Raw genomic sequence first — 22,513 nt, 5'->3', positions numbered from 1 at the left:
TGCGCTCCTCGCAATGACATATGAGTAGGCTCCTCACAATGATCAACTGGGTGTCATTGCAAGCGATGTGAAACACATCTCAGAATATGCTGCCTCGGCAAGCGAAATTGCCGCGGCAGCATTTACTTTAAATTTTGCTAAGGTATTGGTGCCTTAGGCCGATAGGGAACAACGTTGCTTACTTACATCGGCTAGGAAAAAAATGACACGCTTAACGACGACGCAAAAACTCTGGGGAACGCTGGGTATTATCTGGGTTGCCATGCTACTGCTGGTAGGCTGGTTGGCCTGGGAGAATCGCCAGACGATTGAGAGTGAACGCCGAGACAGTATTCAATACGTAGTGGAAAGCGTACAGAGCCAAATTGAAGCGCTACAAGAGCGGGTAGTTGCTGGAGAGCTCAGCCTTGAAGAAGCCCAACAGCGTGCCATCGACAATATGTCTAGCGTCAGTTTTGGCGGTGGAGAATATATCTTCTCCTTCGATGATGACCTAAAGATCGTTTCCCACCCCAAGCGCCCCCGCGGTGAAGACATGAGCGCTTACCAGGATGCCAGCGGCATGGATCTTTACGCTGCTTTTCGAGAAGCAGCTCAAGCTGGCGGTGGGCACGTTGACTACTACTCCCGTCGTATCACTGGTGATGAGCAGGTACCGAAAATCAGTTACGTGGCCTATCTTCCCGAATGGCAGTGGTCGCTGGCCACGGGTGTTTATGTAGATGATATAAACGAAGCTTTTATTACACGTTTAATTTACTCGGTAATGGTACTGCTGATTATAGGCCTTCCTGTAACGCTGCTAATGGGCTGGGTCATTCGTGATGTTGCTCGCAGGCTGGGGGGCGACCCACGCTATGCAGCTAGCGTAGTACGCCATATTGCTGATGGAGATTTGACCCAAACCACTCAGCTTTCGCCGAAGGATCAGCAGAGCTTACTATTTGATATCAACCGGATGCGTGAAACCCTGGCCAATACCATTGGCGATATTCACCACGGCGCAAACCAGGTTAACAGTGGCGTAGAGCAGATTGTGGGTGTTAATGAAGAGCTTTCCACACGCACCGAAGAGCAGGCAGCGTCGTTGGCCGAAACGGCCTCCAGCATGGAGCAGCTTACCGCCACGGTTAAACAAAATGCCGAACATGCGGATCACGCGCGAACACTTGCCACACGCACCGCTGACAGCGCTCAACGCGGCAGTGACTCAATGTCCACGGTGATCTCCACCATGGCGACGATTAACGAAAGCGCCACCCAAATGAGCAGCATCGTTAACACCATTGACGGCATCGCCTTCCAAACCAATATTTTGGCTCTTAACGCCTCGGTGGAAGCCGCCCGAGCCGGCGAGCAGGGGCGCGGTTTTGCCGTTGTCGCCAATGAAGTTCGCCAACTAGCCAGCCGTTCGGCTGCTGCCGCCCAAGAGATCAAAACGCTGATCGAAGCGTCGGATAGCAAAGTGGTGGAAGGCAGCCGTCAAGTGCATGACACCGGCGATGAGATCAATGGCATGGTCGATGACATTAAACAGCTCAGTACACTGGTTCAGGAAATCTCTGCAGCCACCATTGAGCAGAGCAGCGGCATTGAGCAGGTCAATCAGGCGGTAACGCAGATGGATCAAATGACCCAGCAAAATGCCGGCCTGGTGCAAGAGAGTAACCACGCCACCCAAACGCTCGCACAGCTCAGTGCTCAGCTGCGTCAACTGGTTGCCCACTTCCGCATTAACCAGAGCACGGGACATGCACAAGCAAATTTACCCGCCTCGTCATCGGCTCCGCGTGCAGCCCTCCAGCACAGCGATTTTTGATGTCTTGTCATTGSGARCGCAGTGAAGCAATCTCGRGGTTACCTGCCATCGCAGATCGAGATTGCCGCGTCGCTGCGCTCCTCGCAATGACATATGAGTAGGCTCCTTGCAATGACGAGGTTACCTGCCATCGCAGATCGAGATTGCCGCGTCGCTGCGCTCCTCGCAATGACATATGAGTAGGCTCCTTGCAATGACAAATGGGTGTCATCGCGAGCGAAGCGTGGCGATCTCGGTGTTGTCATTGGGAACGCAGTGAAGCAATCTCGAAACCTTACCTTGGTTATCCAGCTCTACCGCTTCGTGCATACGCGTGAGCAGATCTGGCACCGCGGCCTGAACACGGTTCCAGCTGGGGATAAAGGGTCGCTCACGTGGGTTATCCATAAAAAGATTGCCCGCTTCGAGCAGGTTACTGGCAAACAGCTCCACGGCCTGCTCTTCGCTGTGGCGATCAAGGCTTAGGCCGTTCATCGTCGCATCGTGGTCGTAGGCTTCGATCAAATCCAGCGCAAAGCGGTAGTAGGTAGCTTTAAGCGTGCGGAAGTCTTCGCTGCTAAAGGTAACCCCCTGGGTGGCTAGTTTGCGATAGAGCGCTTTTGAAATATCCAGGCTCATGCGGTTTAAGCCGCTATCAGGATCATCTTCGCTAACCGGCTGATGCTTGTGGTCGTAGGCATCGGCAATATCTACCTGGCAGAGCTGGCGCAGGGAGTAGTTGCGTTGTAACTCCGACAAAACGCCAATTTCCAGCCCCCAATCCGCAGGCATACGAATCCCCTCAAGCACTTCGCTGCGCATCGCAAACTCACCTGACAGTGGGTAGCGAAAGCTATCCAGGTAATCAAGGTAGGGCATCGGCCCACAGACAGTTTTAAGCGCCCGCAGCAGCGGTGTGACTAACAGCCGTGAGACGCGCCCATTCAGTTTACCCTCGGCAATACGGGGGTAATAACCTTTGCAGAAGCTGTAATTGAAATTGGGGTGCGCCACCGGATACATCAAGCGCGCAAGCAGCCCACGCTCATAGGTCAAAATATCGCAGTCGTGAAGCCCTACCACCGTCGAGCGCCCTGACGACAGCATATAGCCTGCGCAATACCATACATTGCGCCCTTTCCCAGGCTCTAAAGCGCCTAAACCGTGCTCTTCCAGCTCCGCATCCAGGGCGCGCAGCCGTGGGCCATCGTTCCATAAGATGCGCGTGTGTTGCGGCAGGCGTGAGAAAAACTCCCGAGCATATAAAAATTGCTCGCGATCGGCTCTATCCAGGCCAATGACAATCTCGTTGAGATAAGGGACTTTAACCAGCTCATCGACGATCGCCGACAGCGCTGGCCCTTCCAGCTCCGAAAACAGCGACGGTAGAATCAGCCCCATTGGACGTCGTCGAGCAAACTGGCACAGCTCTTGTTCAAGCGCCTCCACCGAGCGCCGGGTAAGGTTGTGAAAGTCGGTAATAATTCCGTTTTGATGAAAGTCACTCATTCACTTACCTCCCTGGATTCATAGAACTGGACTCAAATAACTGGACTCAAATAACTGTACTCAAAGGACAGCGGCATCGCCCTTTTCCGCCGTCGCTAAACGGCGGTCATCTCGCCCCCACCAGTAGGCCACTCCCTCAGACCAGCCGGTTGGCCCTGTGGCATCCGTGCGATAGAGCGAAGCGTTGCGGGGTTCTACGGCTAAGTCGTGACAACCTCGTATCACGACCGCTTGATCCACTGCTTCGAGCATAGTGATATCGTTTGGCCCATCTCCCAAACCCAATGAAAGAGGCATTCGCCCTCTTAATGCCGTGAAGCGTTTAACCAGCCACTCGACGGCATTGCCCTTATCGGCGGAGCGCCCCATTACATGCCAAAAGCGCCCACCTTGAGTAAGCTGTAAGCCATCCCCCTCTAAAGCGGCGCGAAACGTCTCAAGGGCCACGGCCGAGTCTTCCCACAACAACGGTTCGCTACCTTCCCGCTGCCGAGCATCCCGGGCGCGAACTGCGTCGAGCCCGGTAAGCTCCATCACCTCAGCTACGCTCATCTCTCCCATGCGGGTAAAGCGAATATCCAAGCGTTCACGCCACACCTTTAATCGGGCACGTATAAAGCCAATATCCACACCAGGATGTTTGATAACGACACCATCACGGCCACTGCCTGGACGGTCTAAGCGTGCATGACACCAGCCAGGGGGGAGACCAATAACCGCACCATTTTCAGCAATAAATGGGGTTGCCGTGAGGCCCAGCGCTTCGCGCAGCGGTATCAGTTCGGCACGGGTTTTACTGGTCACCGGAACCACCGGCACCCCCATTTGCTTTAAGCGGGCAAGCCAGGGAGCAGCAGGGCTGAAGTCATAACTGTGATGGTCGAGCAGTGAGCCATCTAAATCGGTCAAGACAAGCCGCGGCTGCAGAGCCGGATCAACCGAAGGGGTTGACGCTGAAAGACGAGCGGGTTCAGGCATAGCACTACCTCTCTTCGGCCTTAACGCTTCGTTAAGACGTCATGTCTAGAACGCCTAAATAGCTATGGCCAGCTATTAACTACTATGACCAGCTATTAATTGCTACGTAAAGCATAGCAATTAATAAGCCAAAACAGAGAAGTGTCTATTCAACAGAGGGTTACGTGGCATTTGACGGGATAAATAAATCAGAGTACTTGCAAGCACCAAAAAGAGGCAGTTAAAACGCACCACAAAAGTGCATGAAGCAGATCGGTGCGCTTTGTACAGCCCCTTTCAGAATAAGCATTAGCGATAACTAAGATGATAAAAAGTAAAAAAAGCTTTACCGCACTTGGCAACGCTTAATAAATAGCTATACTGATATTGTACCCACTGGCAATCCTGTACACCCCCTCACCTGATGCCAGTGGACTGCAGTGAGCCAAGCCCTTTAATGCCCGCCTCCCCCGGCGGGCTTTTTTCTATGTCATTGCCCCTCTTATGTCATCGCGAGCGAAGCGTGGCGATCATGTTGCCGTCATTGCAAACATAGAGAAGCAATCTCGGGGTTAGCTATCACTGACAAATCAGATTGCCGCGTCGCTGCGCTTCTCGCAATGACATTTTCCTTATAGCTGAGCAGCTATTTACTCCTCTATTAACTGCCCCTTACTCCACATGAATCACCACCTCAACCCGCCGATTACGTGCACGCCCTTCCGCGGTGGCGTTGCTCTCTAGCGGTTTTGTTGCTGCCAAGCCGACTGCGCGAAGGCGTTCAGCATCCACGCCCGCCGCTTCCAGCGCTTCCACAATGGCAATGGCACGAGCACTCGACAGCGCCCAGTTAGATGAGAACTCCTCGGTGCTAATGGTCTGGCTGTCCGAATGGCCCTCCACCCACACTTCGCCATCGTAGCGCTGAATAGTCTCGAGCAAACTGCTCACTAGTGACGACCCATCGTTGGTTAGCTCAGCCGTGGCAGAGGGAAACAGCAGTTGATCCTGTACACGCAGGCTAATCCCCTCAGCCACCCGCGATACTTCAACACCCTCCAGGTCGGGCAAATAGGTAGACTCTTCAACGCGTTCCGAAAGCGCCTGATTTAGCGCAGTCGCCCCCGCTACTGACTCATCGCTCACCGCTTGTACATTTGCCGGGGGGTGGTCGGTTAGCACCACCATGTAGTCAGCTAAGGGCGATGTAAAATCATCGCTGCCCGCGGGCATCAGTAGTTTTGGTAAAGAAATAACCGGCTCAGCAGGCGGCAATGGTGCTGCCAAAAGCGGTGGAACACCGAAGCTGACTCGTCGAGGAAGATCGGCCAGCTTGGGCAGCCCTGCCACGCCAAGTGCCGCACTAATCGCCATGGGGTTCAATCCTGCACTGCTCCACCGGGCGACACTCTCACGCTTATGGCTTACCTGGGCCAATGCTTCAGGCAGGGGGACTCCCAAAGTAGGCGAGGATGTGCCCGCGTCCTCGCTCACACTATCCTTCTGGTTCAATTGAGGAATAACCGGCCCTGCAGCGGCGATAATGACCACGAACAGAGCCACCAACAAGGTCATGATATCGAGATAACTGATCATCCAACCGCTACCGCTATCACTTTCATGATAGGCCGACATCAGCGAATCATGGCGCGGACCGCCGCGGTGATCTTCAAGCATTGGCATTATCGCTCATTCAAGTTTTTAACCTCGTGGCCGATCTTGCTAGGTATGATGAATTAGATACGTCGAATTAGGCATGGCAAACTAAGCAAAGCACATAGTCTATCAAAAGCCGTTTTGTAGCGAAAAAGGAACCAGCAGGTGCGCACCCGTCCCCGATTATTTCCATTACCCTATTTCATACGTCCTGTTAGTTTGGGGCTGGCAAGCTTAATGCTTAGCGGCTGCTTTTATGCCAATACATCTCAAGCGCCGATCGCCACTACCTACCCCTATACCGAACAGCAACGTATGCAGGCAGCTCACCACTGGGATGTGCTGGCCCGCCATGAAGCTACCAGCATTTTACAACGCGAGCGCGTCCGCAATCGCGATTTACACATCAGCGAGTCAGATAGCGAAGCACTGCACGCCTACAGTGGCGGTGAATTTGGGCGTGGCTTTCGCGCACTGCTGACCAGCGAACTGGTGTCACGGGGCGCTAACCTTACCACCGCCCCCACTGCAAACAGCGCCAATATCACTATCGACGTCGAAGTTGTCGAGCACCGTGACCGCGGCTTTATCCGCCCACCGGTTGGCGCTTTTACCGCACTCACCGCGGGCATTGCGGTAGCCACGATTCCGTTTAATCAGTGGAGCGAACCTGCGCTGGGATTAATCCCCGCCGGCATGCTTGCCGATACCACCAGCGGTAGTTGGACATACACCGGTGACGAAGAGATCATCGTGACCACGCAAATTATCGATGGCGAACGAATTCTCTACTCTTCGTCCAACATTTACTACATCAATGCCGGTGACCGTCGTCAATATGCCCCCCATCGCGTGCCTCAGGCACCTACCACACCCTCCGTTTCCCTTACTGATACGTGGTAATTTCATGCTGATGACACTTTTCACTACTTGGCGCGCTCGCTCTATCGGCCATGCTACCCGTGGGATGACCATGGGCATAACGCTACTGTTACTGGCTGGTTGCAGCGCGCTGGGCAATGCTAACAATACGCCCGCCGAACCGGAACCCGATCTCTCTGAATTGGTTCATGCCGCTGCCGAGCAGATGGTTGCCAGCAATCCAGAGCTCACGCGCTATAGCCCCATGATTGCCGCCACTTTTGTGAGCATCGACAATCTAAGCCAGTCATCCACACTGGGGCGTATTAGCTCTGAAATTATGGCCTCCGCACTGGCCCGCCAGGGTATGCAGGTACGCGAAGTCAAAATGCGCGACAGCATGTTTATCGAAGAGAGCGTGGGGGAATTGATTCTATCACGGCAAGTTCAGCGTTTAACCGCTCAGCACAACGCCCGTTCAATTTTAATGGGCACCTATGCACAGGGCCAGGACTACGTCTATGTAAGTGCTAGGGTCGTGCGAGCAGGTGATGCCATGGTACTCGGCAGCGCCGATTTCCGCTTACCACTCAATAACAACACCCGAAGCTTGTTAGAGGGCCAAGGGGGTTGGTGAGCACTCACAATTTTTGACAAGCTCACGCTTATCTTGTAGTGGTGGGCGATTCAATCAACTTATACCCTTGGGCAATGGCAAACGAATGGCAGGTATTGGCGGGCACTTAAACGATGGGTTGCAACTTCGGCCCTCTAGAGATTCAGATCATCTTTTTCTTGAAGCGCTTTATCGAGATATCCGGCAAGACCTGCAACTAGCGCTGGCTGATCAAGACATGATTGAGGCGCTGCTTGAGATGCAGGTTAAGGCCCAAGCAATCGGTTATGGAACCGCCTACCCCAATGCCTTGTATTATATTGTCGAGAAACAGGGTGAGCGGATCGGCCGTGTGACGGTGGATTTCGGTGCTAATGAAGTGCATATTCTCGACCTCGCGCTGATCAAGGGGGCACGTAACAAGGGTTATGGGGCTGTTGTTCTTAGGGCAGTCCAGTCAGCAGGGGCTCAAGTTATGAGCCCCGTTTCCCTCTCCGTCGATCCATTTAATGTTTATGCCAAACAGCTTTACCAGCAGCTAGGGTTCCGTTTTGAAGGATTAATGGGGGCAGTAGAGCGCTGGGTCTGGTATCCGCAAACGCCCTAGTCAACTATTAGTTAAAACTATTAGTTAAAAACCAGTTGATACCAGGGCCGTGGGTCACCACCCATTGGGGGTAACACACGGTTAATGTAGACGCCTTCCAGCGTTGCCCCGTCGCCTAAGCGCAAGACCCCGGTGGCGCTGGTAAAATCAACCTCGTCTTGCTGCCCAGACAGAAGAACACCGAAAGGCTCTCGCGCTTCGTCTGCCCCAGGCACTTGGCAGTCGGGGCGGCTTGTTATTTGCTCGACCGTTAACTTCACCGAAAGCGCAGAGGTCGCCTCAAAGGTACACTCTTTTCCCTGTAGCGGCTGAAAGTCCGCCGCCGTAATGGTGCCTAACATCGTGACTCCTACGATAAGAGGCCGAACCTCCAAACGTTCGGCCACCATCACTTGTTGCCCTACCTATTATTGGCGGGATGGATAGATACCCTGCAATGCAATACTGAAGTTCAGGGCGAGATAAGGGTTCATAACGTTAAACGGTTGGCTCCCTCCGCTAATGCCCGTTTGGCCATTGCCTAACTCAACCGTGCCAGAGGGGGTGCCACGGAAGTAATTGTTCACAGAGCCACTAAGGCCCGTTTTTCCGCTGGCTAAATAATCTCCTGTGGCAGGCGTGTCTTCATTGGCGTCATCCGGCGTAGTCATTGCCCCTGCGGCATGGGTATGTTGAGGCATTTGATTGATAGTCAGTGTGCGGTTTTCCGCTCCAGCCAGTTCCCCGATATCGACATTTGCCATGCCCGCTCCCTGACCTTGCCCTCTGGGCATTCGCCCTCTCAGATCTGGCAGGTTAAAGGTGGTTTGGCCGTTGCCACCGTAAACAGTGCCGAGCAAAGAGTAGAGAGCCTGATACTGTGCAATAGATAGCTGGGTACCATTGCACAGAGCCCAGTCCACCGGTGCCCATGCAAAGCCTAGCATTTTGATTTCCCCAACAAATGGATCCATAAAGCACTCCTTGTTACTGTTGTAATAAAAATGCCTTTAATAAGGCATCACTTAATGCCTACGCTGGCTAACATTGTCCACTCGCTACTAGGCCACTAACCGCTGCGCGTTAGTAGTGGGCAACCCTGCTGCACGCTCTAGTAACATAGCCTCATTGAACCTAGCAGTAAATCTTGCATACACTTAGGCCAGCGACCATAATCTTAGTACTTATTTGGTAATTTCCTCAATAAACTTCAATTTACTGCTTAAACTGTTTTTCCGTAGTAAGAAACCTAAAAACTGTATAAGTAGTGAGTAGTGAGAAAATCTAAATAAGCATAAGCTAAACAAAAAAAATTAAATAAAAATTTAGGACACTTCACAAAGCAGCGGGGCCCTTTTGGTGTAGCGAAGAGCGCGATCACGTGTTCCTGAACCTGGGAAGATGGGCCTAATCGAGCGACCAGATCATCCAGCAATGTTGAAATAGGGAAATCCAATGTATGCATCTTTCACCCTGTGAGCGTCTTTACATCAATCGCAGGCAGTGTCGCTTACTCAGTGACGGCTGTCATACTCAGCATTTCAGCTTAGATGCCGCAGAATCACAGTATCAGTTGGGTATCACCGAAATCACTAGAACGGTCACACATAGCACAACGGATCACTTCAGTATCAACTTCTCGCAACCCCTTGTCAGCGACGTGCTCTCGAAAGATCCTAGAGTAAAGAACTGCACAAGGAGCGTTAAGATAAGTATTACAGCGCTTCGGGTCGCTATCATTGGCGGCGGCGTCTCTGGCCTGCCACCCGCCTACTACCGGGTCGACGCCGTATAAGAAAAGCCGTCTAGAAAAGCGATATAAAAAAGACGTAGAAAAAACCTAGACAACCATATAACCAAATCTCTACACAACTTAAAGAGTGTACTCTTTATGAATACTCCCACTCACCAAACGCACCCAAGCCAATCGACTGGTCGTAACGAAGTTATCTTCGTCGACCCCCGAGTTGACGATTATCAAACACTGCTTAACGGCGTGACTGACGATACCGAGGTCATACTGTTAGACCCCAGCGCTAACGGCGTTGAACAAATCGCCCAAGCGTTGGCACAACGCAGCGGGGTTGATGCGATTCACCTCGTTTCCCACGGCAACGAAGGGCGCCTAGCGTTGGGCAATAGCACACTGGATAGCGAGACGCTGCCGAGTTATGCCAGCTTCCTGGAACAATGGGGCGATGCATTAGAGCCAGGCGGAGACATCCTTATTTATGGCTGTGATGTTGGCGGGGGCGAGCAAGGGCAGCGGTTTGTAGAGGCGCTAGCACGGGTAACCGGGGCGGACGTAGCAGCTTCCGATGATCTAACCGGGGCCAGCAACCTTGGCGGGGATTGGGATCTGGAACACCAAACAGGCCTGATAGAAACAGCCGTTTTTACACCCGCGCCGGGGCTATTTCAGTCGACCTTGGCAATATCCAATGAGAATTTTGATGATGTAGGCCTTATCAATGAAAGTCCTGTTACATCAATAAACATTGGAGATTGGACGTTTGCAATGGATGGTGCTGATAGGATAGCTACCCCCAACTCTTCAGACTTCACGCTCAACTTGAATAATTCAGGGGATCCTAATGACCGAGTAATTTGGATGAACTTTGAGAATCCAAATATTCGTCAATTCACCTTTTCTTCGACCGATGGGTCTGAATTCGATCTCGGCTCCGTTGCCATTGGCATATCTGAGACAACAACTGACACTAATCCCGTGGCAACTATTCAGGGGTTCCGTGACGGTGCCGCAGTAACTTCTGCGGAATCACTTGACTTTACAGCCTCCGATACACAGGGAGACGCTTACTACACCTTCAACGAAATTACGGCGGGTGGTGCTTATGGCGCTATAGATTTTCAGTCTGGCTACGACAACGTTGATGAAGTCAGGATTACATTTAGCGACGTCGCCGTGCTCGAAATGGATGACCTTGTCGCGTCACCTGCTGTCACGAATAATAATCCCGTTTTTGAAAATACGGATCCAGGCGGCCTGGTCGTCGACGAAACGTCCACTGATACCACCTCCGTCATCCACGATGTCAATGCCAACGATGGCGATAGCAGTGGAACCGACTCTGTCACCTACTCGATCACCGCTGGCAACGTCGACGGCGCGTTTGAGATCGATAGCAATAACGGCGAGATTCGTCTAGCGGATCCTGACGCACTCGACTATGAAGCCACCGCAAGCTACACCCTTACTATCCAGGCCGATGACGGTGAAAGCAGCAACAACACGGCTACTCAAGACATCACCATTTCCGTCAACGATATCGCCCCGGCCATCACCACCGGCCAAGTCTTTAGCGTTAAAGAGAGCGATGATAACAGCACGGTACTGGGCACTGTCGCTACCACGGGCGACGATCCAGTGAACTACTCCATCAAGTCCGGCAACACTGGCAACGCCTTCACTATCGATGACTCCACGGGCGAGATCACCCTGAGCGATACCAGCCAGCTCGACGCCAGTGTGACCGGTAGCTATACGCTCAGCGTACAAGCCACCGATGGTACGACCCCCTCGACGGAAAATATTACTATTAATGTGGTCGATGACGTGGCCCCTAGCGTTACCAGTATTGCCCCCAGCGGCTCGCCCGGTGCCAACGCGACCTCAATGGATTTCACCGTTACCTTTAGCGAAAGCGTCAACAATGTCTCTGCCGATGATTTCACCCTTACCTCCACCGGCACCGCCTCTGGCACTATTAGTGCGGTTGCTGGCAGCGGTGACAGCTATACGGTCAGCGTTACCGGTATTAGCGGTGAAGGCGACCTGCGCCTTGATCTTAACAGTGGCACCGATATCGACGATGGGGCCACCAATGCCCCGGCAGGCTACACCAGCGGTACGGCTCACAGCGTTGATCTGGTCAAGCCGAGCGTCACCAACGTCACTTCGCCGACGGCCGACGGGACTTATAAAGCGGGTGACACCGTTGATATTACGCTGACCTTTAGTGAAGTTGTGACCGTAACCGGGACGCCGCAGCTAACGCTGGAAACCGGGGCAACTGACCGAGTCATTGATTACACGGCGGGCTCCGGTACAAACACGCTGACGTTTGCGTATACCGTTCAAGCAGGCGATGAAACCAGCGATCTGGCGCTGGCGGGCAGCGAGATCCTGCTCAATGGCGGCTCTATAAAGGACTCGGCAGGTAACGACATGGTGTTGGCCCTGCCCGCCTCAGGCGATGCTAACTCTTTGAGTAGCAATAAAGATATTGTGATCGATGCCATCGCCCCTAGCATTACGAGTATTGCGCCCAGTGGTTCACCTGCAGCCAATGCTTCCTCAGTGGATTACACCGTTACCTTTAGCGAAGACGTCGACGGTGTTTCTATTGATGACTTCCTACTCAACACCACCGGCAACGCTTCGGGTAATATCGCCTCCATTTCAGGCTCCGGCAGTAGCTACACCGTCACTGTGGATACCATTACTGGCGAAGGCGACTTGCGCCTTGACCTGAATGACGGCACCGACATCAATGATGGTGCAGGCAATGCCTCGGAGGGCTTCTCCAGCGGCACTGCGCATACCGTTGACGTGATGAACCCGAGTGTAACCAATGTCACCTCGACGAATGCCAACGGTACTTATAAAGCGGGCGACACCGTTAACATCACCCTAGCGTTCAGCGAAGCCGTGACGGTCAGCGGTACACCGCAGTTGACGCTGGAAACCGGGGCAACGGATCGCACCATAGATTACGTGGCTGGCTCAGGTACCGACGAGCTGACGTTTGCGTATACCGTCCAGGCGGGGGATGAGTCCAGTGATCTGGCGCTGACCAACGCTGGAATCATCCTCAATGGCGGCTCAATTCGCGATGCAGCAGGCAACGACAGCGAGCTCACCCTGCCCACACCGGGGACTGCCAACTCGCTCAGCGCCAACAAAGACATCGTCATTGATGCCGTAGCGCCCGTCATCACCAGCGTTTCTATACCGGATAGCAGTCATAAAATCGGCGATACCGTGACCGTCGCTATTACCGCGGGAGAGCCAGGCTTGTCGCTGGACGCCGGTACGGTGAACGGGGTAGCGGTCAGCGATTTTACCGATCAGGGCGGCGGCAGCTATACCGCCACTTACACGGTACAGGAGGGGGATACCTCCCGCGCCCTCGGCGACGATATTCCCGTTAACTTTGTGCTATCCGATGCGGCAGGCAATAGCTCCACTGCTTACACCACTGCTATCAGCCAGAGTGATGATGTCATCGACGCTGCTCGCCCCACCCTGGATGGCGCTATTGTACCGTCGCTCACCACCATTACTGACGACCAGATCGGCAGTGGCGGTTTTACCCTGACGCTGAACTTCAACGAAGCGATGAATACTGGCGTCGCGCCCACGATCACCTTCCCAACGGAAGATCCCAGCAACACTCTTACCTTTAACACCGGCAGTTGGACGGATGCCACGACCTATATCGCCACCTTTGACACTGCCGATGCCAATGAAGTGATCAATAACGTGGATGTGCGAGTCAGCGATGCTCAGGATGCGGCGGGCAATACGCTTGCCGCCGTAACGCAAAACGACCTCTTCAGTGTGGTGACCGCCACCAGCCCGGCGATTCAGGCGATTACCTCGCCCACCGCCGATGGCACCTTTGCGGTGGGCAGCAGCATTGATATCACCGTGACGTTCGATAAAGCGGTCGACTTTACTGCCAACGGCGGCGCGCTAACGGCTACACTCAACACCGGCGCAACGATCCTTCTCACCAATAGCGACGCCGCTAACCAAACGCAGTTTAGTGGCCGTTATACGGTGCAAGAGGGTGAGACGGACACCGATGGGCTTAACGTCGCCTCGCTAACCCTGACCGGCGGTGCCACGCTGGTCGCCCACGATAACGGCGTAGCGGCGGACCTTGATACGCTGCCCGGCAGTCAAAATCTGGCCGACAGCGCTGAGTTGGTGGTTGATGCTAACTCGCCCGCGGCTACCCCAGCACCCACATTAGCGGCTGATTCCGATAGCGGTGTGAGCGATAACGACAATATCACCAATAACAATACACCCACCCTCATCGGCACCGGGGCCGAGGCAGGCGCTACCGTGACGGTACGTGTCGACGGCATCAGCGTGGGTAGCGCCACCGCCAATGGCAGCGGTGACTGGGCCTTCACCTTGGCCGAAGGCGACCTGAGCGAAGGCCTCAACACGATCGATACGCTGGTTGGCGATAGCGCAGGTAATACCAGCAGCGCATCAGCGGGTCTTGCGCTAACCCTGGATAACACCGCGCCCACCGCCAATGACGATACAACGGCCACGGTACGTGAAGACGCGGGGGAGGCCCTGCTGACCAACGTTAACGGAGCCGGCGATAAGCTCACCGATAACGACACAGGCGCAGACGACACGGCCCCTATCACCGCTGTGAATGACCGTGCCGATGCCCTGAGTAGCGCGGTGGCGGGCAGCAACGGCGGGCGCTTTATTATCGAAGCCGATGGCACGGCTAGCTTCGACCCCAATGGTGAGTTTGAAGGCCTTGCCCACGGTGACACGCTTACCACCGATGTCACCGTCGACATTCAAGACACCGCAGGCAATACCAGCACGTCCACCCTTAGCGTGACAGTGGAAGGCGTCAATAATGCACCTACCATCGCCACCAACGCGGGCCCCAGCGTAAAAGCCGGCCGTAGCGTCACATTAACGACGGCCAACCTGAATGAAGGCGATCCGGATGATGCTGGCGATGAGCTCACTTATACACTGAACACCCTGCCAACGTCCGGTACGTTATTGCTCGATGGTACCGCCTTAGCCGCGAGAGAGACGTTTACCCAACAAGACATCGACAATGGCTTGGTGACATTTACCGCGGGCAGCAGTGCGGGCAATGCCAGCTTTGACTTTACCCTGGCTGATGGCGGCGAGGATGGTGTGGAAAGTGTCTCCGGCACTTTGACCCTTACAGTGGAAGCAGCACCGGTGCCGGAGCCCGAACCTGAGCCAGAACCTGAGCCAGAACCTGAGCCTGAACCCGAGCCAGAACCTGAGCCTGAACCCGAGCCAGAACCTGAGCCTGAACCCGAGCCAGAACCTGAGCCTGAACCCGAGCCAGATAGCGATAATGACGGCGTGTCCGACAATGACGAAGCTCGCGTACCTTCTTTAGGCGAAGGAACTGGCGACGGCAATGGCGATAGCATCGCTGATGTTGAGCAGGATAACGTTTCCTCGCTACCGTTTTTAAATTCACCGACCGCGATCACGAATCCGGCCGGAGCCCCTGAAATATTTATCACACTGGCCGCCAATAATACGATTGATAGCACTAGTGAGCTGGTGTTACGCAATATTCGCCAGTTGGATGCGCCGGAAGATAGGCCAGACGACCTTGATATGCCGTTGGGGCTACTCTCGTTCGAGGCTGAAACTGACACTATCGGCGGCATCAGTGAGTTTAGCCTATTCGTAGATGGCGACCTGGAAATCAATGGCTACTGGAAACAAAATGCTGCCGGAGAATGGGTCAACCTCGCCAGTGAAGCCTTCGGGGGCGGCCTAGAGCAGCTAGATGGCAAACTGCGGCTCGACTTTATACTGCAAGATGGCGGCGAATTTGATAGTGACGGCATCGCCGATGGTGTGATCGTTGATCCAGGCGCCCTGGGGTTTCGCCAAACGGCAACGCCTCCACCGGAGCCGCCAACTGAACCTGAACCAGCCCCACCCGAACCAGCAGCGCCTTTCAACCCGCAAACCCCTGGCCTAGAAGATTTTTCTTGGATCTGGAACGAGCTGGGCTAACATGCTAAGGAAACCTCTCATGCAAAAAACGCTTACTTTGTTACGCAACCTACCTCGTATTACTTGGCTCGCAGGCATCACTTGTGGTGTAGCCGTTGGCCAAGCGCATGCCAGCGGCTACCTATTGCTGGAAGGCGGCAAAAGCTACGCAGACCTCTCCACTCAACCCTTTGACCGCGCCGCTACGGCCTGGCTGGCCTCCCCCACTGCCAGCAGCGCCCAAGTGAATAGCGACGACAGCGATACCCTGTGGCGACTGGGGGTAGGCTATGCGCTCAGCAAACAATTTGCCGTCGAGTTCTACTACGAAGACCTTGGTGACTACCAAGCTACCATGAACCTGAATGGCACCAACGGACAAGGTGCCTCCGCGCAGCTAAATGCCACCGAAGCCGTCAAACTGAGTGGCTTAGGAGCACAGCTAGTAGGCCAGTGGCCGCTAACGTCCCACGTATCGCTGCTCGGCACGGCAGGGGTTGCGTATTTAGAAAATGAACGGCGTTACGATGCCACCGTGACCAATTTTAACGCCCCGATCCAAACAACAAATATCAATGATGACCGCCACACATGGGCCCCCACCCTGGGCGCAGGGGTGCAGTTCAGCGTCACCGAGGAGCTCTCCCTGCGCGGACGCTACACCCGCTACTTTGATGCCGGTGAAACAGACAACCTACCCGCGTTTGATCTGGATCTTATCAGTGCTGGACTCACTTGGCATTGGTAACGACAAAGCGTCTAAACATCTGCAGAGGAAAATGCACCACCGACCTACTCTTTCTCTGAAAGAGTAAGCTCAACCGGCAACTAGGCTAACAGGGAGCCACTCAATGGCGATAATGCCGTTTTTACTTAACGGTGCATGCGCGCAAGACGTGGCTTGCACCAGCGTTGAAACGGCGTTTCTACGAAATACCACGACAGCCAAGCTAGCAAAATTGAAGCTCCAAGCGAGAAAACCACTGCCACCTCGGCTGAAAAATACGCTTTTACCCAATACACGGGCAAATTATGAAATAAATAAACCCCGAAGCTGATAGTACCCAAAAATGCCAATATAGATGAATCACGCACCGCTAACCTGCTATGAATGACCATCCAGAAAAGCGCACTATATAAAAGCACCATCATCCCGCGATAGGCAAAGCTCTCACCCCAAAATAGAGTTTGAGTGATGGTTTGATAATAAACCCCGCAGATGATGATGCTCAGCGCCAGACCGAATGCTCCCCATGTACACCAAGGCTGTGTCACGACTGTTCGCTTGTGGGCCTGGTGTCCCAGCCACCCGCCTAACCAGAAGGCGTACAAATGTAGCGGCATCACCCACAACTCCGCATACCCTTCCCGCCACTGAGTAACATTCAACATAACCGCCACCGCTGCCATCAACATGAACGCGGCTACATGCCATAAACGAGGTATAAAACTGGGTAAAAAAGCAAGCAGGGCAAAGAAAGTAAAAAAAACCGGTAGCGACCAAAAAGGAGGATTCAGTGCAAATGCCGTCGCGCGGTCTGGGGTAGCCAACAAAAAAATCAAATGATGTGCTATCAACTCTGGCCACTCTTCCAATGGCACCTGCCGAACCAATAAATAAGCCAACACCGCCACTAGAAAAGCCGGGTATAAACGCGTTAGCCGCTTTGCTAAATAGTACCATCCACGGCTACGCTCCCAATTAAGTGCGTAGTATCCCGATACAACAAAAAAACAGCCAGTACCATAGCTATAAAACGGTGTATTGAAATACTGGCTTGCGTAATGCGATGCCACTACCAGGGCAGCACCAAACACTTTTATTAAGTTTAACGCATTGAATAGAGAAGGTGACATTGAGCCTTTCGCTTGCGGAAAAATTTGTTAGTGTAGCGCAATCACTATGATTTAACACCTCCACCGCAGCTAGCAAAACCAAACGGCCCCCCTTAGTGTTAACCAAGGGAAAAGCACACTTTAAGAATAGGTAAAAAAAGCGACAACGCTTGTCGCAGCAAGCAAGTGCCAGCTATACCGTGTTTTACCGGCAATGATAGCTATCAATAACAAAATGATGGCCGCCGATGCAAAAAGCACTCTTTCTTGAGAAACATACATGGTGGGCGAAAACCCCAACATACATGACGGTATAAAAGAAAGCACAAATAGCAATGCCGTATATACTTTAGACTTATTAAACTTCAGATTCTCCAAAAGAGCAAAGGTAAGCGCACCAGAGAAAAAAATCCCAAAAACCATTGCTCTGATAAAGTCATGAGAAAATGCTTCACGATAAGGTACTTGATACACCCCCCCTATAAAATCAATATTACCTGTCAACTCGGAAAAGTCAGAACTTGTATAGCCAAGTATATAACCAGACGTTAACATAATAAAAAGCAAGCTAACTGTCGCTATATATTTAGACAGCCTTGCATTATATCTTAACACTATAATGGCACAAAAAATGATGCTAACCCAGCTACCAATATAGAAAAACTGGTACAAACCCAAACTTATACCAAAATATGCTTTCTCTAAAACACTCATGTCCAAAAATTCAGGAAAGTAGTTCCTAGCGGAAAAAACCATCCTTCCAGCATTTCCATCGCACAATATAAAAAATGCAAAGCCAATAAAATTGGCCAGCAAACCAAATCCAATCATTTTATTATAAAAATACTCACGTCTTAATATAAAAAAGAGGAAAAAATGAACTACAAAGTTCACAACCGTAACTTGTTCATTAAAAGAACTAAAAACAGCAAGAATAAGACCAAGAGCAATAGTAGAAACACTCAGTTTCTGACCGATTATGCCGTACTTAACAACAGCCCAATAACATAACGAAGCCGTAACAGGCCACAAATAATTAATGGAACCTGTTACCCACCAGACACTCCAATGCATCATGTTAGCAGGGATTAGCCAGAAGCAAGCCATCACCAAAGCAGATATATTTAAACAAATTCGACTATCTTTGCTAGCTAAGGAGGAAATAGCAAAGCACATACTTGCAATAACGATGGCATTCAACAGCATCCACAACGTTGTATGCGTTACCAGAAGAATCGTTACAAGGTCAATTAAAGACCGGGAAGACCACGTCGAGTAGCGGTCTACAAGCCACGCAAAGATGTCGCCACTATTAGCGACAGCTGCATACATTTCATCATCAGAATTCAATGCGGGGCCAGCAGCAACCTGTATAAACAAAGCCGTCAACAGAAGCACCAAGTAGAGACAGCCTCTGCGCGTAACATTAATCTTCATCGCTGTCATCCGTCAGATACACAGGTCTTTCCTTACTTTCGATATAAAGTCGACCAACATACTCACCTAAAACACCTATCGAGATAAGCTGAACTGAACCAAAGAATAATATAGCTGACATGATAGACGCGTAGCCAGGCCAGTCGACCCCAAACATCAATGTACGAGCGATAATAAAGGTCATATATACTAGGCTCAGTAGCGCAATGCATATTCCCACATAGGACCAAACACGCAACGGCCATGTAGAAAAGCTAGTAAGGCCGTCGAGCGCAAAGTTCCATAGCTTCCAGGCATTCCACTTTGTCTGGCCTAGATGCCTTGCTGGACGGCTGTATTCTACTCCAATAGAGCGATATCCGGGCCAGGCAAAAAGTCCTTTCATAAACCGATTGCGCTCGGGCAATTTTTTAAGCGCATCGACTACACGCCGATTCATCAGCCGATAATCTCCCGCATTGGCCGGGATTTCGGTATGGGAAAGCCAATTAAAGATGCGATAAAATAGACCTGCTGAAGCACGCTTACCTGGCGAATCTTCATTTCTCTCCCGGCGCATGCCATATACCGTATCGTACCCTTCTTGCCATAACCTGAAGAACTCGTGGATCAGTTCTGGAGGATCTTGAAGGTCAACGTCCATCGGTATGACGGCATCACCGCTAGCATGATCCAGGCCCGCCGTCATTGCCGCCTCTTTGCCAAAGTTACGCGATAATTTAATATACCGAACCCGTGGATCAACACGTTGTGCACGCTTGATCTCCGCAATAGTCCGATCTGATGAGCCATCGTCGATGAACAGGATTTCAAGGATTGCAGGAAGCTCTGCTAAATGCCGATCAATCGCTTCCAGAAATGGTGCGATTGATTCTTCTTCGTTAAACACAGGTACGATAAGGGAAAGAGTGCTTTCCATAGGAATCATTTCTCTTCTGTCTTAAAGGCCCAAAGCGATGAGGCGAGGTAAGTCAACACAGGCACGCAAGCTGTTGCGATAATCACTGCGACAAGGCCATCAATGCCGAGTGCAAGGCATCCCGTAAGGATGGCATTATTTACCAAGAACCCCCCTACGGCCACCAGCAGAAAGCGTCGCATAGAGCCACGTGTCTGGAAGGTAATATGGCGATGACCGTAAAAAGAGACCAAAAAAGCCACCAGAAACGCGACAACATTGATGCTATAGGGCGAGGGATTATGAACGTAAGCGAAAAGTAACGCGGCTACCAGCATGTGAGTCACGGTAGCCGCCCCACCAACAATGAGAAACCGAAACAACCGGAACACATCACGGTTGAACAGTCGGACGAGTCGTCGCATCAAGCTTCTTCCAAAACAGCGAAGCTAAGACAAAGGGCTATGAATTGAGAAAACTACACAGCATGTCAAAGATAAACTAGAGCCTCTAATAACGACATTAGAGGCTCAGCAATTCAATTTTAGTGGGTGTTCTGCACAGGCAGTTCTTGCTTGAGGGCATTTGCATAAGCCGTGCGTGCGGTTTGAGCAATTGCCAGCTGTTGGTTCAGCCGCTGAACTTCCTGATCGGTCACACGTAAATTAACCAACTGGTTACGTGCGTTCTCAGATAAGTCGGCAAGGTTATACTCATGACCATCGATTGTTACCGTTTTTGGATCTTCTTTCGCCATGTGATAATGCTCCATTTATGAATAGTCGAGAAAGATATAGCATTGTAACAGCTATGATGGAAGGCTTTCGCCTGACACTGCCATTGATGCCTTTGCTACAAGGGCAGTGATTACTCACTTTCTAAAGGGATAAACGCCAGCGCTTTCAATACCCCATCAACATTAGCACCCACTGGCAAGCGCTGGGTGACACGTGTTGGGTGCCGTAAAGCGTACGGCTTCAACGCGCTAGCAGGTAACGCAGCAGATAATGAAGGCACGCAGCGGCGTAGCAATAGATATTGCTGAACCGTCGAGGCATCATCCTGTACCTCGCCCCAGCCCACGGCCCCGTACCCTTTTACATACAGTAAAACACGATCGCCAGCACGATACAGGTTGCTTGCATTGATTGTGTGCAAGTCGAGCTTCGAGGGGTCGGAAGGGAGAGTAGCCTCAGCGAACGCCTTAGGTACAATATGCCAGAAATATCGAATGCGGAGTGTACTCTTTCCTTGCTTTGGGCAGCGTGCAACCGGTTGGGGTAAGGCTTCGCGCAGTTGCGCTTGGCACAACTGACGCACAGAGGATTGATAGGCAAGCCGAACCTTCAGTTCTTCTATGTGCGCCTCCACCTGATTTAAATTAATGAGCTGTTTACGCGCATTTGTACCTAACGCCCAGGTTGGGAATCGGCGGCCTTCAATAACAACGCTTTTGGGCAGTTTTGGCATTACGTTTCACGCTCGTCACCTAAAAATAAATGCAACATTCTACTGAACTCATAGTCATCGGTAAAAATATTTCTGGTCTGACTATTGCTCAGGCTTGGAGCGATCAATACCGCACGCTCATTTTTATAAAAAGTAGCTAATTAATAACGCCACCAAAGAGGGCTACGGTAGGTGGCAACTAACACTCAACCAGCCCTCATTTAGGGGCCATTATTAATCATCAAACTCAAAACTAATGCTGTCATCACCGCTATCAAATAGCGACTCCAAGTCGACTTTTGACGGATCCTGCTGAGTCCAGTTTTTATGAAGCCCGTATAGGCGAATAAGCACATCAAGCCGATGTTGAGAAAACAGCTGCCCGTAAATGATTGGGAAAGCACTGACTTGGCGTAGAGCATCCAACCTATCGACTGGCAATTCCCTTAACGCCTGTTCATCTATGCGGTAGAGCCCTTCTAGAGCCTGGAGTGGCGCCCCCTCTTGTGTGGCCATGTTTATCTTCCAGGGCATAATCAGCCCTAAACTCGATAGCATATTGACCGCATTTTGCGTGGTACGCCGCTGTTGCTCATACTTAGTTAAAAACTTAATAAGTTGACCAAGCTGCTCTGCTGGCCGGCCTTTTTCATCAAAAAAGGGGTGACCTTGGTCACCTACGTTGTCAAGCACCAGACCGCTATCTTCATCGATCCCCAGCACATATTGTTTCTGCTCTTGATTATGTAGCAGCTGGAAAGGGTAGGCTCGCACCGAAGCTGGGCGATAGCTACCTATCCACCGCCCATCGGGATGAACAAATAAATTGCGCTGCTCATCTAATGAGCAAACTGCTACTAACTCGTAACTACCGTCTTGCTGTTGACGAAAACCAGTGGGCATGGTGGATAGTGCGTGGGGCAGCTCTTCAGCCACCAAGGGAATAGCGCTTTGCCCGGCGATGTAGCTGTGGTCAGCCGGCTTAAGCCAACCTTTACCTTGGTGAAGGTCACTGGAAAGAGGAATAAAGCGAGACATAATATCCTTAATAAAAACGAACAAGCATTCGTAGCAACGGGGCCTCACTGGGCTCAGCCAAGCTACTTCCACAATGATAAAGACAAAGA

18 protein-coding genes are annotated in these 22,513 nt (G+C 52.0%); 6 read left to right on the top strand and 12 right to left on the bottom strand.

The features are described from left to right. Positions 1-202: 202 nt before the first annotated feature. Positions 203-1,819: a methyl-accepting chemotaxis protein gene (locus RO22_RS06965; RefSeq protein WP_009288459.1), complete on the top strand. Its 1,617-nt coding sequence runs from the start codon at positions 203-205 to the stop codon at positions 1,817-1,819. Between the two features lie 207 nt (positions 1,820-2,026). Here the strand turns inward: RO22_RS06965 and RO22_RS06960 are convergent, their stop codons facing one another. From RO22_RS06960 to RO22_RS06950, 3 genes are all read right to left on the bottom strand, one after another. Next, positions 2,027-3,307, bottom strand: coding sequence for a glycosyl transferase (locus RO22_RS06960; RefSeq protein WP_200890228.1), 1,281 nt, complete (start codon positions 3,305-3,307; stop codon positions 2,027-2,029). A 60-nt stretch (positions 3,308-3,367) separates the two neighbouring features. Next, positions 3,368-4,285, bottom strand: a complete 918-nt coding sequence (locus tag RO22_RS06955) for an HAD-IIB family hydrolase (protein WP_041157905.1) — start codon at positions 4,283-4,285, stop codon at positions 3,368-3,370. A gap of 651 nt (positions 4,286-4,936) precedes the next feature. After that, positions 4,937-5,947 (bottom strand): OmpA family protein, encoded by a 1,011-nt coding sequence (locus RO22_RS06950; protein ID WP_318025894.1) that lies wholly within the window; start codon positions 5,945-5,947, stop codon positions 4,937-4,939. A 210-nt stretch (positions 5,948-6,157) separates the two neighbouring features. On the opposite strand from RO22_RS06950, the gene RO22_RS06945 reads away from it, so the two are divergent. The 3 genes from RO22_RS06945 to RO22_RS06935 all read left to right on the top strand — a co-directional run bounded on the left by RO22_RS06945 (position 6,158) and on the right by RO22_RS06935 (position 8,004). Beyond that, on the top strand, positions 6,158-6,823 hold the full coding sequence (locus RO22_RS06945; RefSeq protein WP_411906215.1) for a hypothetical protein: 666 nt from the start codon (positions 6,158-6,160) through the stop codon (positions 6,821-6,823). Positions 6,824-6,887: 64 nt separating this feature from the next. Then, complete coding sequence (locus tag RO22_RS06940; RefSeq protein ID WP_035538611.1) at positions 6,888-7,418, top strand: FlgO family outer membrane protein; 531 nt, start codon at positions 6,888-6,890, stop codon at positions 7,416-7,418. Between the two features lie 85 nt (positions 7,419-7,503). Continuing rightward, positions 7,504-8,004: a GNAT family N-acetyltransferase gene (locus RO22_RS06935; RefSeq protein ID WP_027959605.1), complete on the top strand. Its 501-nt coding sequence runs from the start codon at positions 7,504-7,506 to the stop codon at positions 8,002-8,004. Between the two features lie 20 nt (positions 8,005-8,024). On the opposite strand, the gene RO22_RS06930 is transcribed toward RO22_RS06935, so the two are convergent. Together RO22_RS06930 and RO22_RS06925 are read right to left on the bottom strand one after the other, a co-directional pair. Continuing rightward, entirely contained in the window at positions 8,025-8,345 is a 321-nt protein-coding gene (locus RO22_RS06930) for a DUF6916 family protein (protein WP_027959606.1), read from the bottom strand. A gap of 66 nt (positions 8,346-8,411) precedes the next feature. After that, the gene (locus tag RO22_RS06925) at positions 8,412-8,957 is read right to left on the bottom strand and encodes a phage tail protein (protein WP_041157904.1); all 546 of its coding nucleotides are present in this window, start codon (positions 8,955-8,957) and stop codon (positions 8,412-8,414) included. Positions 8,958-9,874: 917 nt separating this feature from the next. Between RO22_RS06925 and RO22_RS06915 the strand changes: the two genes are divergently transcribed. Further along, a complete protein-coding gene (locus RO22_RS06915) occupies positions 9,875-15,787 on the top strand; it encodes a DUF4347 domain-containing protein (protein WP_052475548.1) in 5,913 nt (1,970 codons plus the stop codon). A 19-nt stretch (positions 15,788-15,806) separates the two neighbouring features. Beyond that, positions 15,807-16,514: an outer membrane protein gene (locus tag RO22_RS06910; protein WP_027959609.1), complete on the top strand. Its 708-nt coding sequence runs from the start codon at positions 15,807-15,809 to the stop codon at positions 16,512-16,514. 125 nt (positions 16,515-16,639) lie between these two features. Here RO22_RS06910 and RO22_RS06905 read toward each other — a convergent pair whose 3' ends face one another. The 7 genes from RO22_RS06905 to RO22_RS23805 form a co-directional block, all read right to left on the bottom strand. After that, complete coding sequence (locus RO22_RS06905) at positions 16,640-17,623, bottom strand: acyltransferase family protein (protein WP_027959610.1); 984 nt, start codon at positions 17,621-17,623, stop codon at positions 16,640-16,642. Positions 17,624-17,743: 120 nt separating this feature from the next. Further along, positions 17,744-19,039 carry a DUF6056 family protein gene (locus RO22_RS06900; RefSeq protein ID WP_041157902.1) on the bottom strand — a complete coding sequence of 432 codons (1,296 nt, stop codon included), beginning with the start codon at positions 19,037-19,039 and terminating at the stop codon, positions 17,744-17,746. After that, positions 19,029-19,958 carry a glycosyltransferase family 2 protein gene (locus tag RO22_RS06895; protein ID WP_051430573.1) on the bottom strand — a complete coding sequence of 310 codons (930 nt, stop codon included), beginning with the start codon at positions 19,956-19,958 and terminating at the stop codon, positions 19,029-19,031. The genes RO22_RS06900 and RO22_RS06895 overlap by 11 nt, the downstream gene beginning before the upstream one ends. A gap of 5 nt (positions 19,959-19,963) precedes the next feature. Continuing rightward, positions 19,964-20,362 (bottom strand): GtrA family protein, encoded by a 399-nt coding sequence (locus RO22_RS06890; RefSeq protein WP_051430539.1) that lies wholly within the window; start codon positions 20,360-20,362, stop codon positions 19,964-19,966. A gap of 119 nt (positions 20,363-20,481) precedes the next feature. Further along, positions 20,482-20,694, bottom strand: coding sequence for a DUF6447 family protein (locus tag RO22_RS06885; RefSeq protein ID WP_027959613.1), 213 nt, complete (start codon positions 20,692-20,694; stop codon positions 20,482-20,484). Positions 20,695-20,804: 110 nt separating this feature from the next. Next, complete coding sequence (locus RO22_RS06880; protein ID WP_041157901.1) at positions 20,805-21,407, bottom strand: hypothetical protein; 603 nt, start codon at positions 21,405-21,407, stop codon at positions 20,805-20,807. A 213-nt stretch (positions 21,408-21,620) separates the two neighbouring features. Beyond that, complete coding sequence (locus RO22_RS23805) at positions 21,621-22,424, bottom strand: SapC family protein (protein ID WP_152618896.1); 804 nt, start codon at positions 22,422-22,424, stop codon at positions 21,621-21,623. Positions 22,425-22,513 lie beyond the last annotated feature (89 nt).

Source organism: Halomonas sp. KHS3 (assembly GCF_000830495.1).
In the GTDB taxonomy this organism is placed as follows: domain Bacteria; phylum Pseudomonadota; class Gammaproteobacteria; order Pseudomonadales; family Halomonadaceae; genus Vreelandella; species Vreelandella titanicae.
This window is presented reverse-complemented; position numbering and strand designations above follow the sequence as displayed.